The 14,383-nt window shown below is 61.8% G+C and carries 9 protein-coding genes and 1 tRNA gene; 5 read left to right on the forward strand and 5 right to left on the reverse strand.

The window, feature by feature from the left end:
- The first annotated feature begins 499 nt into the window (after positions 1 to 499).
- Positions 500 to 682, forward strand: coding sequence for a hypothetical protein (locus D0T11_RS20500; RefSeq protein ID WP_119657681.1), 183 nt, complete (start codon positions 500 to 502; stop codon positions 680 to 682).
- 205 nt (positions 683 to 887) lie between these two features.
- On the opposite strand, the gene D0T11_RS20505 is transcribed toward D0T11_RS20500, so the two are convergent.
- The 5 genes from D0T11_RS20505 to D0T11_RS20525 all read right to left on the reverse strand — a co-directional run bounded on the left by D0T11_RS20505 (position 888) and on the right by D0T11_RS20525 (position 8,345).
- A complete protein-coding gene (locus tag D0T11_RS20505; protein ID WP_119657682.1) occupies positions 888 to 2,408 on the reverse strand; it encodes a SusD/RagB family nutrient-binding outer membrane lipoprotein in 1,521 nt (506 codons plus the stop codon).
- A gap of 30 nt (positions 2,409 to 2,438) precedes the next feature.
- Positions 2,439 to 5,909 carry a SusC/RagA family TonB-linked outer membrane protein gene (locus D0T11_RS20510; protein ID WP_182888528.1) on the reverse strand — a complete coding sequence of 1,157 codons (3,471 nt, stop codon included), beginning with the start codon at positions 5,907 to 5,909 and terminating at the stop codon, positions 2,439 to 2,441.
- Between the two features lie 186 nt (positions 5,910 to 6,095).
- Positions 6,096 to 7,169, reverse strand: coding sequence for a FecR family protein (locus tag D0T11_RS20515; protein WP_119657684.1), 1,074 nt, complete (start codon positions 7,167 to 7,169; stop codon positions 6,096 to 6,098).
- Positions 7,170 to 7,295: 126 nt separating this feature from the next.
- On the reverse strand, positions 7,296 to 7,931 hold the full coding sequence (locus D0T11_RS20520) for an RNA polymerase sigma-70 factor (protein WP_119657685.1): 636 nt from the start codon (positions 7,929 to 7,931) through the stop codon (positions 7,296 to 7,298).
- 341 nt (positions 7,932 to 8,272) lie between these two features.
- Positions 8,273 to 8,345 (reverse strand) — tRNA-Phe (locus tag D0T11_RS20525).
- 180 nt (positions 8,346 to 8,525) lie between these two features.
- Between D0T11_RS20525 and D0T11_RS20530 the strand changes: the two genes are divergently transcribed.
- The 4 genes from D0T11_RS20530 (at position 8,526) to D0T11_RS20545 (ending at position 13,602) form a co-directional block, all read left to right on the forward strand.
- Complete coding sequence (locus D0T11_RS20530) at positions 8,526 to 9,929, forward strand: 4Fe-4S dicluster domain-containing protein (protein ID WP_182888529.1); 1,404 nt, start codon at positions 8,526 to 8,528, stop codon at positions 9,927 to 9,929.
- 117 nt (positions 9,930 to 10,046) lie between these two features.
- The gene (locus D0T11_RS20535) at positions 10,047 to 10,943 is read left to right on the forward strand and encodes a (Fe-S)-binding protein (RefSeq protein ID WP_182888530.1); all 897 of its coding nucleotides are present in this window, start codon (positions 10,047 to 10,049) and stop codon (positions 10,941 to 10,943) included.
- A 125-nt stretch (positions 10,944 to 11,068) separates the two neighbouring features.
- On the forward strand, positions 11,069 to 11,554 hold the full coding sequence (locus D0T11_RS20540; RefSeq protein WP_119657688.1) for a hypothetical protein: 486 nt from the start codon (positions 11,069 to 11,071) through the stop codon (positions 11,552 to 11,554).
- Positions 11,555 to 11,670: 116 nt separating this feature from the next.
- Positions 11,671 to 13,602, forward strand: coding sequence for an OmpA family protein (locus D0T11_RS20545; protein ID WP_245991090.1), 1,932 nt, complete (start codon positions 11,671 to 11,673; stop codon positions 13,600 to 13,602).
- Positions 13,603 to 14,383: the final 781 nt, after the last annotated feature.

Genomic DNA, 14,383 nt, shown 5'->3' on the forward strand with positions numbered 1-14,383 from the left:
ATTTGAACATCTTTCGCAAGTTCAGCCTCTTTCTTCTCACGCATGAACCGAGTAAGATTAGTCTGAAAAGAAAGCGTAAAAAGGCCGCCAGAGACGACGGATTTATGCTGGAACTGCTCAAAAGTGCCTAATTTGGTGCGGTAGCCCTACGCCGACAAGGAGTACCTGCTGCGCTCCACGCCCACCTATAACCAGTGGAACTACACCCTGGGGCTGAGTCTGCGCCGGCTTCTGCCCAACGGCTACCTCAACGTGGCCCTGAGACGCACCCAGCTCTACAATACGGTGGATCTGTTCGAGAACCGGCAGGTGGGCGACGAAACCAAACGCATCCTGCGCACCCGCTCGGGCGAGTAGGAAAATAAGCTCCGCCTCGACGTGAATAAGAGCCTGGGCCGCTGGGCGTACAGCTACGGGGGCGTGACCCAGCTCATCGGCTACGACAACGACTTCCGCAGCCGTCTGCACCGGGCCGTGTTCTGGTGCCAGCGGCAATCTTGTGCAGCCCGCCCTGAACGTGGCCTTCCAGACCGTTTTGCAGCTGCTGCGCTTCGGGGCCTTCGTGCAGGGCACCCGCCGGTTGCTGCCTTCGGAGCGCCTCGCCGTGTCGGCCGGGCTGCGCACCGATGGCAACAACGACGCCCTCATAACGCCGACCATTGGCTTCATTGTGGAATTTTAGCCGGAGCCGGAAATAAAAAAAGCCTCTCCTGGTGTGAGGAGAGGCTTTCATACCACAAGAAATTGTGCCTAAGTATAGGGGGCTCTTGGCATCACACACACGACGCCCTAAGAATGGATGCTCTTACGCTAAGGATGTATGGGGTTTTGATGATAAGACTGCCCCCGGGCCATTTACCCTTAACCTGGTCCTTAAAAAAACGGAATTATTTATCCCACCAGACCGGAGTGGACAGTAAATCAGGGCCTTGACTTCTGAGGGCGGCCTGGTAAGAGTCGGGGTTGAGGCGCTGCTCGATGAGTGGGTAGCGGAGCCGGCGGGGCACCTGCCCGTTGGTTTCGCCGGGGTTGGCAACAGCGTGCAGCACCGGGAAGCCCGTGCGGCGGTATTCGGCGTAGGCCTCGAAGCCGTTGTGGCCGAACAACGACAGCCATTTCTGGGTGATAATCCGCTCCAGCTCCTGCCCCGGCTCGAAGCGCACGCCGCCCCCCCGGGAATAGAGCGCCACGGTGGTGCCGGACGTAACGCCCGTTTGCTGCATGGCCTCATAAATGCCGGTCAGGTACCACTGCTCGGCGGTGCCGGCGGCGTCCCAGCCGCGCAGGCAGGCTTCGGCCCGCAGAAAGCAGACTTCCGCGTAGGTCAGCAGGTACTGGTCGTGGGCGGCATCCTGGAAGCGGGTTCCGGCCAGGCTGAAATAGGCCGGGTTATTCGTCGGCAAGGTCAGCTCGCTGGCTGTCAGGCCGTTTGGTAATCCCACCAGGTTTGGGTTGGTGGCCGAAACTGCCGCCACGTAAACCGGCAGGCGCGGGTCGTCCAGGCGGCGCAAATAGTCCACCAGCGTTGCGCTGACGCGGCAATCCTGGAAGCCCAGCACTACGGCCAGCGGGTTCTGGTTGATGCGCACACTGCCCCCGGTATTGTTCATGATGGCCGACTCGCTGCGGCTGCTCATTACGCCGGCGGCCAGCGCGGCCCGCACCTGCTGCTGGGCCAGCGCGGGGGCTACTCTGGCCAGCCGCATGGCCGTGCGCAGGCGCAGGGAGTTGGCAAAGTGCCGCCAGCGCTGGTTGGCACCCGCCACGGTGGGGGCGGGGAAGGCGGCTTCGGGGTTGGCATAAAGCAAATCGGCCGGCCCGAAGTTGCCGGGCTGGGTGTCATCGAGGGCGGCGGCGGCTTCGGTGAGTTCCCGCAGCAGGCTGGGGTAGATGCTGGCCTGAGGCTCGTACGCCGGCTGGCTGTTGCCGGTGCCGCCCCCAAAAGCCCCCAGATATGGCACGTCGCCCCAGTAATCGGTGATGCGCTGGAACAGAAACGCCCGCCAGATGCGGGCTTGGCTCAGGCGGTTAACCTGTCCGGGCTGCTGTTCTACCTGCCGGATGGCCTGGGCCAGATCCATGCCGTAGCCGGTGTAGAAACCGGTCCAGAACCGGGTTGCCCACTGGTCGTTGCTCTCGTAGCGGTCCGTTCCGAAACCGGGCGTGGAGTTGGCAAAAAACTGCACCCACATATTAGCGTGCAGGTGCTCACCCACCTGAAAATCGTTGTCGTAGAGCGTGCCGTACTTGAGGGCGCGGGCAAACAACTGGTCGGCGCTGGCATTGGCGGCCGTGCTCGGGTCGGTGTTGAGGGCCGCGAACCGGTCGGTGCAGGCCGGGGCCAACCCGGCCGCCAGGCTCAGCATCAGCCACCGGAAGCGCAATGCAACGAGGAGTAAAGAACGCATATCGGGTAAAAAAGCGCGCGGCAAAATGGCTTAGAAATCGAGCTGAAGCTGATAGCCCAAAGTCCGGCTGTTGGGGTAACCGCCCGACTCCAGGCCCTGGGCCAGGCCCAGATTGTAGGCAGACTCGGGGTCGAAGCCCACGGTTGCCCGGCTCAGAAAGGCCAGATTACGGGCTACCACGGCAAAACTGGCCCCTTTCAGGTGAGCCACCCGGGCCAGCCAGGCAGTCGGTAGCTGCCAGGTAAGCGTCACTTCGCGCAGTTTCAGAAAAGAGGCATCGTACACAAACGGCTCCGAAATAGTGGACAGGCGGGCCCAGTACTGCTCGGGGTTCACGTAGCGGCGGCTGCCCGAGTACGAGCCGTTGGCATCCACCAGCAGCCCCTCCACCAGCAAGCCGCCGGTGGGCGTCCAGGTGCTGGGTGGCTGGCCGGCCGCCACCCGCGCCGCCTCCGAGGCGTACCAGTCGGCGCGGCCGGCCAACGTGGCCTTGCTGTTGCCGAAAAGGGCCGCCCGCTGCTGCGACGCGGAGTAGATCTGCCCCCCCCAGCGCCCATCCACGAGCACGCTCAGACTCAGCTGCCGGTACCGCACCTGGTTTTGCAGCCCCCCGAACCAGCGCGGCTGAAAATTGCCCAAACGCCCGGTGGTGCCGGTGGGGGGCAGCGGCAGGCCATCGGCCCCCACCAGCAACTGGCCATTTGGGGCGCGCTGGAGCTGGGTGCCGTAAATTTCGCCGAAGGGCTGGCCCGCCTGGGCCACAATGGCGACGTTGTTGGATTCGGTGCCCAGCTGATACCGGTCGTTGCCCTCGGCCAGGCGAACTACCTTCGACTGGTTGGCCGCCCAGTTCAGGTGCAGCTGCCAGCTCAGGCCCCCCGCCGTGCTTACCGGCTGGCCGGTGGCCGTAACTTCCAGGCCCTGGTTGAGAATGTTGCCGGCGTTGATCAGCTGGGTCTGAAAGCCCGAAGAAGGGGCCGTCAGCACGCTGGCAACCTGGTTGTAGGTGCTGGTGCGGTACAGGGCCACATCCAGGGAGGCCCGGTTGTTACCGAAGCGCATTTCGGAGCCCACCTCCAGGGCGCGGGTAAGCTGGGGCTTGAGGTGGCGGGGAGCCAGCTGGTTCTGGAGGCTGGCAAAGGGCTGCCCGAGGTGGGCGTTGCCCACGCCGGGGGCCTCCGGCACGCCGGAGGTCGTCAGGTCATAGCGGGTCGTCAGCTCGTAGGGGCCGGTCCCTTTCCCTACTAGGGCCCAGGAGGCCCGCAGCTTGCCCCGCGTGAGCAGCTTCGACTGCCAGCCCAGCAAATCAGTGTAGGCCACGGCCAGCGAGGTGCTGGGATAGAAGTAAGACCAGTCGCCCACGGGCAGCGTCGAATCCCAGTCGTTGCGGCCGGTCAGCTCCAGGAACACGGCGTCGTGGTAGGCCAGCTCCATACGGGCAAACAAGGACTGCACCTCGAACCGCGAAAGCGCCCGCACGGCCGAGGCGCTGGCCACGTTATCGAGCCGGAACACGTTGGGCACCCGCAAGCCGAGGCCGGTGGTGCCGGTGGTTTCGTTGCGCTTCTGCAACAGGTTGCCGAAGGCCTGGGCCGTCAGTTCCCAGCGGGGAGCCAGCCGCCGCTTGCCATGCAGAATGAAGTCGACGTTGTCTTCCCGCATCGTTAGCTCCGATTCGCTGTAGCCGCCCCGGTCCGGCTGGGCCGTACTGTTCCAGGATGTGTAGCTGGCATACTGGTAGCGGAAGCGGGTCTGATACCGGTCGGTGCCGGCCCGGAGCTGGAGCCAGAGCCAGTCGGTGAAATCGTAGCGCAGGCTCACCGAGCCGTTGGCCCGGTGCTGGCGGGTGGCGTTGGTGTTCAGCTCAGCCGCCCAGTAAGGATTCTGGCGGGCAGTGGGCTGAAAGGGCTGCTGGCGGCTCTGGTTCCAGAGCACGGGCATCAGCGTTTCGGAGTCGCGGTAGGGGCGCAGGTCGGCCAGGCCCACGCTGCGGGGCAGGCGCGAAAACTGACTCATCACGTTATCGGGGTTGTCGCCCAGCGTGGGGTGGTTGAAATGGCCGGAGTACACGTAGCTGAGCTTCACGTCGGCCGACAGGCGGGAGCCCAGGTTCCGGCTGGCCCGCACCGTGAGGTAGTCGCGGCGCAGGTGGCTGTTGGGGTACGTGCCCTGGTTGCGCAGGTCGGTCGCCGAAACCCGGAGTCGGCCCCGGGCCGAGCCGGTGGAGAGGGCCACCGTAGTGGCTGTGGTAGCGCCGGTCCGGAAAAAGTCGGTGGGGTTGCCGGGCTGCGCCACGTACGGCTTGATTTCGCCCGTCCAGTGCCGGACCAGCTGCCCCGCCATGCGCGGCCCCCAGCTACCCACGTTGGTGCCGGCCGGGGCAACAATCGGATAACCCTCGGGCGTGCGCTGCAACGCCCCCGCACCGTCCACCAGAAAGCGCCCCTGGGAGCCCTGCCCGTACTCATTCTGGTAGTCCGTCAGCACCTGCGCCCGGTCGAAAGTCGTGTTCGAGCTGATGTGGATGCCCAGGCCGGCCCGCCCCTTTTTGGTATTCACGATGATGGCCCCGTTGGCGGCGCGGTTGCCGTAGAGGGCTGCCGCGTTGCCGCCCTTAAGCACTGTCAGGTTGTCAACATCCTCCGGATTGATGCTCGAAAGCCCATCGCCCACATCGTAGCCGCCGAAGCGCGTCGCCTGCAAGGGGCTGCGGTTATCGATGGGCACCCCATCCACTACAATCAGCGGGCGGCTGTCACGGCTCAAAGAAGTATAGCCGCGGATAATAATGTTGGTAGACCCCATTGGCCCCGAGCCATTGCGCCGGACATCCACTCCGGCCAGCTTGCCACTGATGGCGTTAACGAAGTTCGGTTCCCGGGCCTCTGCCACCTGCGCGCCGGGCAGCTCCTGCACGGCGTACCCCAACGATTGTCGTTCCCGGGCCAGTCCCGGCCCCGTTACCAGCACTTCCGCCAGGGTGCGGCCTCCGTCGCGCAGGCGGATTTCCAGGGTAAGCCGGCCCGCCGGCCGTACTTCCTGCGGGCTGAAGCCCAGCGAACTGATTACCAGTACGGAGTCGGCAGGGCCGAGGGAAAGCGAAAAAGCGCCGTTGGCGGCGGTGGCCGTGCCGCGCGTAGTGCCCCGCACCACAACGCTGGCCCCCGGCAGCGGAAGCCCGGAGTCGTCGGCCAGCACCTGGCCCCGCAGTGGTGGCCGGCGTGATTCGCGCTGAACCGAATGAGGGGTTTGCGGCCGTGGGGCGGCGGCGGCCATCTCCCGCCGCCGCAGAATAATCTGTTGGCCCCGGATCTGGTAGTCCAGGCCCAATGGTACAAGCAACTGCCGCAGTACTTGGTCCAGAGGCAGGTTTTCCAGCTCCGCGTCGGGTGGCAGAAGCGTGTTGAGCTGACTGTTACTGTAAACGAAGGAGTAGCTCGTCTGCCGTTCCAGCTCGTGCAGCAGCTGGGGCAGGGGCCGGTGCCGGGTATACAGGGTCACTCTGGGCAGGCTTCCCGATTGCGCCTGGCTTGGCCGGGGCGGCCCGAAGCTGAGCACTAACCCCAACAAGAGCCAGGTGCGTCGGTGTCGGGCAAGGAGCTTGGAGAACGGATATTCCCACTTTCGAGAGCAAAACACGGCAGGTTGGCGAGCAGGCAGACTACGGGGCCAATATACGCCAATCCGCTATTTTCTGGCAATGGGGTTGGAGCAGCCCGGGCCGGTAAGCAGCACCCGGTCAGTGCTCAGCTCGAAGCCGAAAGCGCCGGTCAGCGAGAGCAGGCTCACAACTTCGCGCAGGCTCTGGTTTGTGAAACGGCCGCTGAGGCGACACCGGGCCAGTTGGTCATTCTCCAGATCGACCCGCACGGCGTACTGCCGGGCCAGCACCCGGGCCACCTCATCAAGCGGGGTTTCCTGAAATATCAGTACCCCATCGTTCCAGGCTTTAAAGTCGCGCCCCTCGCCCTGTTCGCGGTGCATGGAGGCAGTTTGCTTCGTGAATACCATGCGCTGATCAGGCAGCACATAAAGCGTGTCCTGCGACTGGGGGGCGCCCGTCCCGGCCCGGATAAAGGCCACCTGGCCCGTCACAACGGCAGTTTCCACGGTGGATTCTTCCGGATACGCCTGCACGTTGAAGGAGGTGCCCAGCACCCGGACCTGCTCCCGGCCCACATGCACCACGAAAGCGTGCTGCTGGTTGGGCGTCACCTCAAAAAAGGCTTCTCCTTCTAGATACACGTCGCGGTGGCGGCCAGAAAATTCCGTTGGGTACCAGAAACGGGTGTCCGCGTTCAGCCAGACGGCCGTGCCATCGGCCAGCAGCACCTTGGCCGTGGCCCCCCGCACGGTACTGCGCTGCTCGTAAGTCAGGGGAGGATTTCCGTTGGCCTGGCGGTAGGCCAGCAAGCCGTAGCCGGCCGCCCCACCGGCCAGCGTGAGACTGGCCAGCGCAGCAGCCACCCGGCTCCGCCACCAGGGGGCGGGCGGCGCGTGCAAGGGCCGCACTACCGGGCCAGCCGACGCGTCGGCTGCGGCGGGTAAGCGGGCCAGCAAGGCCGTAAGGGCTAAAGCTGTTTCGCCCGAACTTACTACCGGGGTAGTGGGCGCGTGCCAGTACTGGTGCGTTGCCTCGTACGTGCTGCGCTCTTGCGGCGTCGCCTGGGCCAGCCAGGCCGCCAGCACTTCGCCCTCCTCGGGCGTCAGCTCGCCGGCCAGCTCTTTGCCAATAAGTTCGTGTATTGTGGAAAGTTCCATAGTAACGATAGCACGGATAACACAGGGGGATACTATACAGACACGTTATCCGGCCCCATCCCCTAAGCCGGCCGCCCTAATATCGCGAAAAAGCCAACGTTTTGGTTGCGGCATACCCCCCAAAGGCTACCAACCGGCGGCGGGCAGCAGCGCCAGTACCAGCAGCGCAATCCGCATAATCCGGTTGGTTCCCGTGGCCCGTTGCGGCACATGGGCCTGAAGCGCGTGGCTGATCTTTCTGAGGGCAATTCCCATCTGCACCTCCACCGTTTTCACGCTGATACCCATAACGGCGGCCGCCTCCTTGTACTTGAGGCCGTCCTCGCGCACCAACCGGAAGGCCATCTGGCACTGGGGAGGCAGCTTGTGCACGGCCTGCTGAATCTCGGCGTACAACTCGCCGTAGAGCATCGTCCGCTCCGGGGTGCTGAGCTCGACCAGCAGTTCGGTCGGCACGTCCTCCAGGGGGCGAGCAGGTTGGTTTTCGGCTTTCTGCCGATAGTTAAGGGCCTGATTGCGCACCGCCACGTAGAGGTAGCTGGCCGGATTCTGTACTTCGGCCAGCGTCGCCCGCTTCTGCCAGACTTTCAAAAATACATCCGACACCACTTCCTCCGCCAATTCGCGGCTGCGAGCCAGCGGCAGGGCAAATGCCACCAGCTGGGCGTAGTAGCGGGTAAAAAGCTCCGATAAAGCCGCCTGATCATCATGGAGAACCATGCGTTGCAACAGTTCTTCGGCAGAGAGCGAGGCGGTTTCCATAGGCTAGCCAAAGATACCGGTACCAGGGGGCTTAACCAAACCCGGGACGGTGGTTGAAGCGGGCAAAACTGCCCGAAGCTTCTCTGGATTCGCCGGAATTCGTATCCGGCCGCCAATCGGGGGAGTGACTGCCGCTTCGCGTGAGCCATATTCTGCTTTCAAACGCACGCTGTCCGGACCGAAAACAACCGTTTGAGGCCTCTTAGCCAGGAAGTTGACGGTGTGCTTCTGATAACCCGGCAGCTTGGACCGGCAAGGTAGGAGGCGTCGTAAGTGCGAACCCTGACGGGTACTGCAAAACAACAAAAAGCCCCTATACAGTACGTATAGGGGCTTTTTTGTGGTAATGATTGGAATCGAACCAACGACACCAGCATTTTCAGTGCTGTGCTCTACCAACTGAGCTACATTACCAGCTCGTGGTTCCCGGCAGGCCTTATGGCCGTTGGGGAGCACAAAAGTAGTAAACCATTTCTAACCTGCAAACCAGAAGCGAAAAAATATTGCGAAAGGAAACTAAACCGAGGAAAAGATGTAATTTGTTATGCATACCGAGTATATTTCGGATCCAACCCCAAACCTACCCATTTTCCTGTGCATTTCTCTATTCAAAACATCCTCTTCCTGCTCGTGGCGCTGGCCGGCTTCGGTCTGTTTGCCTGGCAGGCCAGCCGCATCCGGGCCAACGTCCTCGTCGGGCGCGACCGGGACGTGAGCGGCAACGTGAACGAGCGGCTCTGGAAGACGCTGCTGGTCGCCTTTGGGCAGCAGAAAATGTTTAAGCGGCTCACCCCGGCTTTGCTGCACCTGATTGTCTACGTCGGCTTCATCGTTATCAATATCGAAGTCATCGAAATTATGGTGGACGGCCTGTTCGGGACCCACCGTTTTCTGCAATTTGCCGGCCCGGCTTATTCGGCCCTTACCGGGACCAATGAAGTGCTGGGTGCCCTGGTGGTGGGGGCCGTAACGGCATTCTGGTGGCGGCGCAACGTGGGGGTGGTGCGCCGGTTTACGGGCGTTGAAATGCGGGCCTGGCCCAAGCTCGACGCCAACGTGATTCTGTACGTGGAGGTGGTGCTGATGGCCGCCCTGTTCCTGATGAACACGGCCGACCTGAAGGCGCACCAGCTCCAGAATCTGCCCATGCCCGGTGCTTTCCCCATCAGCCAGTTCCTGACCGGCCTGCTCCCCGATAGCGTAGCGACGCTGGAAGTGCTGGAGCGCGTGGGCTGGTGGGCTCATATTGTGGGCATTCTGCTGTTTCTGAATTACCTGCCCAGCAGCAAGCACTTCCACATCATTCTGGCTTTCCCGAACGTGTACTTCTCGCGCCTGATTCCGCAGGGCCAGTTCTCGAACGTGGACAGCATCACCCACGAGGTGAAGGCCATGATGGACCCCAGCTACCCCGTGCCGGCTCCGGCCACCAATGCCGATGGTTCACTGGCCACGCCCACGCCTTTCGGGGCCAAGGACGTGGATGATCTGGCCTGGACCAACCTGCTCAATGCCTACTCCTGCACCGAGTGTGGCCGCTGCACCTCGGTGTGTCCGGCCAACATCACGGGCAAGCTGCTCTCGCCACGCAAGATCATCATGGACACCCGCGACCGGATGGAGGAGAAGTACAACGCGCCCCTCATCTTCGACCCGGCCCTGTATGGCCAGGCTGCCAAGCACGACCCCCAGGAACAGCTCGACAAGGAGAATCATACCCTGTTGCGCGGCTACGTGACGCCCGAGGAACTCTGGGCCTGCACCACCTGCAACGCCTGCGTGGAAGCCTGCCCCGTCAACATCAACCCCCTGGATAGCATTCTGGAGATGCGCCGCTTCCTGGTGCTGGAAGAGTCGGCCGCGCCGAATTCGCTGAACGTGATGTTCAGCAACATTGAAAACAACGGTGCCCCCTGGGCCTTCTCGCCCTCCGACCGTTTCAACTGGGCCGACGAGCTATTCGTGGCGGACAAAAAGAAGTTAGAAGTCAGGAGCTAGTAGTGAGAAGGCAATCTGTGCTTTCTCATTCTTTCCTCTTACCGCTTTCTTCTTCCAAACGGAATTCCAGCCAGGGAATTCTATCTTTTAACTTCTGACTCCTAGCTTCTCAAAATAATGGCTGAGCAAACTGCCAAGCGTCCTGTATCCGTTCCCCTGATGGCCGACCTGGCCGCCCGGGGCGAAAGCCCGGAAATTCTGTTCTGGGTGGGTTGCGCCGGTGCCTTCGACGACCGCTACAAGCGTGTGACCCGCGCCTTTGTGCGCATTCTGGAACATGTGGGCGTCAACTATGCCGTGCTGGGTATGGAAGAGTCCTGCACCGGCGACCCGGCCAAGCGTGCCGGCAACGAGTTCCTGTTTCAGATGCAGGCCATGACCAACATTGCCACCCTGGACGGTTACGGCATCAAGAAAGTGGTAACGGCCTGCCCGCACTGCTTCAACACCATCAAAAACGAGTACCCCGCTCTGGGTGGCGAGTACGAAGTGATTCACCACAGTACCTTCCTGCAACAGCTCATCAACGAGGGCAAGGTGACGGCCCAAGGCGGCGAGTCGTTCAAAGGCCGCCGCATCACGTTCCACGATTCCTGCTACCTGGGGCGCTCCAACAACATTTACGAGGCTCCCCGCGCCGTGCTGGAAGTGCTCGATGCCGACCTGCTGGAGATGAAGCGCTGCAAAACCAACGGCCTTTGTTGCGGGGCCGGCGGGGCGCAGATGTTCAAGGATGCCGAGCCCGGCAACAAGGAAGTCAACATCGAGCGCACCGAGGAAGCCCTGGCCACCCTTGATGGCGACGCCGAGGTGCTGACGAACCTGCGCGGCGTGGAAAGCGGCGCGCCCGCCCTGCCCGCCGGCTCCGACCGCGGCGGCAGCGTTATTGCCGTGGCCTGCCCCTTCTGCATGACCATGATGGCCGACGGCGTGAAGAACAAGGACCGCGAAAACAACGTCCAGGTTTTTGATCTGGCCGAGCTTATTGCCTCCGCCGAGGGCCTGAACGCCTAAGCCGACGCCTTACGCAAGATGCCCCAAAAACAGCCCCGGCCGGAACTTCCGGCCGGGGCTGTTTCTTTGTAGTATCAGGCCGCCGACGAAGCCGAAGCCGCCCTCCATTCTTTCCAAAATTTCGCATGTACGTTCCCTTCGAGCAACTGCCCGCCTCCGCCCGCATCTGGATTTACCAGGCCAACCGCCCCCTCACGGCCGCCGAGCAAGCCGTTTTGCAGCCTGCCCTGCACCGCTTCGCTACCGACTGGACCAGCCACGGCCGCGCCTTGGCCGCTTCGGCCGCCGTGCTGCACAACCAGTTTCTGGTGATCGGGCTCGATGAGGCCGTGGCCGATGCCAGCGGTTGCTCCATCGACGCCTCCGTTCGTTTCGTGCAGCAAATCGAAGGCCAGGTAGGGGTGGAGCTGCTGGAGAAGTCGCAACTGGCATTCCTGCTCGATGGCGAAGTGCAGCTGCTCGACCGCAAGGCGCTGCGCAATGCCGTGGCCGCCGGCACGTTAGGCCCCGAAACGCCCTACTTCGATAACACCATCAGTCAGCAGGGCCAGCTAGTGGGGCGCTGGCCAGCCCCGGCTCATAGCACTTGGTTGGCGCGCTACTTCAGCTGAGGGCTTTACGCACTGGATGTTCCGGCGGAAAACTTGGCTAATAAGTAGTAAGTTTAGTCCCAAGTTAGCCCAAGGGAAGGCCAGCTATCCGGTCCCCATTTCCCTTCCTTTCCTTTATGAAAAACTCTGTTCTAATGTGGGCCATGGCGGGCTCGGCCGTGGTGCTCACGGGATGCGCTACTTCCGGCGGCATGAGCAAGGCCGACAAGCGGTTTACGCGCGGCGAATACGAAGCCGCCATTCCTTTATATAAGGCCGATGTGGCCAGGAGCAAGAATATTGCGCTTTCCAACTACCGCCTGGGCGAATCCTACCGCCTTTCCAACCGCCCCGAAGAAGCCGTGAGCTACTACAAAGCGGCCCTGGCAGGCGGTGTGAAGAACGCTGACGCGGGCTACTACTACGCCCAGGCCCTGCGCGCCAGCGGCAAGTTCGAGGAGGCGGCCGCCCAGTTCAGTAGCTACGCCGAAACCGGCGGTAACCGTACCCTGGCCGCCCGCGCCGAATCCGAGGCCAAAAATGCGCTGGCCTCCACGGCGGTGCTGGCCATGCGTACCAACAGCGAGGTAACCCCCCTCGATCAGCTCAACACACCCGCCGCCGAGTTCAGCGCCACCCGCATTCCCGATACCAAAGAGCTGGTGTTCGCCTCAGGCCGGGATGGGAAAGTATTCCAGGGAAATGGCGAGGGATTCAACGACCTCTACGCCGTCAAATTCGACGACGACCAGAAGCTAACCGGGGGCACCGTGCGCAAGCTCGACGGCCTTATCAACTCCGACGACAAGCATGAGGCCAGCGCCACTTACTCGCCCGATGGCAAGATGCTGGTGTTTGCCCGCTCCAATAACGGCTCCAAAAAGGGCTACCTGAGCGTCGATTTGTGGGTGTCCTACTACCGGGCCGGAGCCTGGACGGAGCCCGAAATCCTGCGCGGCGTAAACAGCAGCACCGCCGACGAGTTTTCGCCCGTTTTCTCGCCCGATGGCCAGACGCTCTACTTCGCCTCCACCCGCAAGGGCGGCCTCGGCGGCAGCGACCTGTACAAGGCTACTATGGAAAGCCCCGGCCGCTTCGGCACCCCCGAAAACCTGGGCGACCAAGTGAACACCGTTGGCAACGAGAACTTCCCGGCCATTTCGCCCGAAGGCATCCTGTACTTTTCCTCCGACGGGCATCCGGGCCTGGGCAAACTCGACATCTTCAAGCTGGAGAAAGGCAAGACCAGGAACCTGGGCAGCCCCATCAACAGCGCCGGCGACGACTTTGCGCCCTTCTTTACGGATAAGCGGGTGGGTGTACTCTCCTCGAACCGGGCTGGCGGTAAAGGTTCCGACGACCTGTATCTGTTCCGCGAAAACCCCATCAAGCTCGTCACCTTCTTTGCCGACGGTACGCTAGTAGAACGCAACGATAAAACCGGCAATACGGCTCCGGTAGTGAACGAGACAGTTACGCTTTTCGATGGTCGCGGCCAGAAACTGCAAACCACTACTACGGGTCCCGACGGCAGGTTTAGCTTGAAACTGGATTCGGCAGCGGCAAACTATTCGCTCATCGCCAACCGCAGCGGCTACTTCACGGCCCGCAACTCACTCAGCACCATCGGCCGCAAGCCGGCCCAGACCGATCTGCCCGACCCCATAAACGAGGTGCGCCTGCCCGTCACGCTCACGCTCACCAAAATCGTGAAGAACAAAGCCATTGTGGTGGATAACATCTTCTACGATTACGACAAAGCCAACATCCGTCCCGATGCGGCCCTGGAATTGGATAAGCTCGTGCAGACGCTCAACGATAACCCGCAAATCACCATCGAGCTCAGCTCCCACACCGATGCCCGCGGTAAGGATGCCTACAACCAGGCCCTCTCGCAGCGCCGGGCCCAGGCCGCCGTGGATTACATTATTACCAAAGGCGTCGATAAGTCGCGTATTACGGCCAAAGGCTACGGCGAGTCCCGCCCGGTTATCAAGGATGCCAAAACGGAGGAGGAGTATCAGCGTAACCGCCGGACCGAATTCAAAGTAACCAAAATCACCGAGTAACCTCCTTCGGCTTAAACAAACCGCCCGGTCTGCTGATGCAGGCCGGGCGGTTTGTTTTGGGGTAAGAGGGAGTAAGCTGCTCGTAAAAAGGAAACCAGCTGTGCTCATGCAATCAGGCCCTATATATAAGCTGTCAACTCATCTTCTTACAGGAGGCCATCAGTTCCGGGTTCTCTCCAGCTACTCTACTATATAAACTATGGCGCGTAGCAAGGCGGCTGATTTGCATCAGGTAGAATAGATGCAGTTTGGGAGTGCCTGCATTGATAGTAAGTGGTGACCAATAGGCGAGCTTGTGCTACGGGCTTACTGGCCCCCTCCGCTCATTCGGCTATTGACCACAGCCAGCAGCGGTGTTGCTATGGTGGGAATTCCCTCAAACGAAGGTAGCCCACCGCAATTGCAAGCAATATATGCGTGTTTTGAAGCGTACAAGCCGGTATTTGTAGTAACCCAACAGTGAGTGAAACAACTCGAATAAGCCTGTTTTCGCTTTGGTTCGTCCTCGGTACAGTCATCGTCTCCAACTTGTCAGCGGGTAGGCAGGCCTACGCACAGAAAAGAAAGTAGCTGATACTGTGAGCGGAAGCGGGTGGGGTGTGGCTATTTTATGGTCCGGGTTTGCACAGTTGGCAGAAAGGGCGCACTTTTGCACTCCCAATCCGAAACGCGGAAGGGACCGGCCGCTCAGGCAGCCCGGGCTTGAAAAAATAGTTTTGCTGCGGGCTTGCAAACTTCCCACCGGGTTTGCTACCTTTGCACCCCGCTTCAACCGGAAGCG

The organism is Hymenobacter rubripertinctus, from assembly GCF_003583925.1.
In the GTDB taxonomy this organism is placed as follows: Bacteria; Bacteroidota; Bacteroidia; order Cytophagales; family Hymenobacteraceae; genus Hymenobacter; species Hymenobacter rubripertinctus.

Excerpts from the sequence above, each read along its gene's own strand:
- D0T11_RS20505 (WP_119657682.1), bottom strand. The coding sequence starts at position 2,408 with ATGCGTTCTTTACTCCTCGTTGCATTGCGCTTCCGGTGGCTGATGCTG.
- D0T11_RS20515 (WP_119657684.1), bottom strand. The coding sequence starts at position 7,169 with ATGGAACTTTCCACAATACACGAACTTATTGGCAAAGAGCTGGCCGGC.
- D0T11_RS20520 (WP_119657685.1), bottom strand. The coding sequence starts at position 7,931 with ATGGAAACCGCCTCGCTCTCTGCCGAAGAACTGTTGCAACGCATGGTT.
- D0T11_RS20535 (WP_182888530.1), top strand. The coding sequence starts at position 10,047 with ATGGCTGAGCAAACTGCCAAGCGTCCTGTATCCGTTCCCCTGATGGCC.
- D0T11_RS20540 (WP_119657688.1), top strand. The coding sequence starts at position 11,069 with ATGTACGTTCCCTTCGAGCAACTGCCCGCCTCCGCCCGCATCTGGATT.
- D0T11_RS20545 (WP_245991090.1), top strand. The coding sequence starts at position 11,671 with ATGAAAAACTCTGTTCTAATGTGGGCCATGGCGGGCTCGGCCGTGGTG.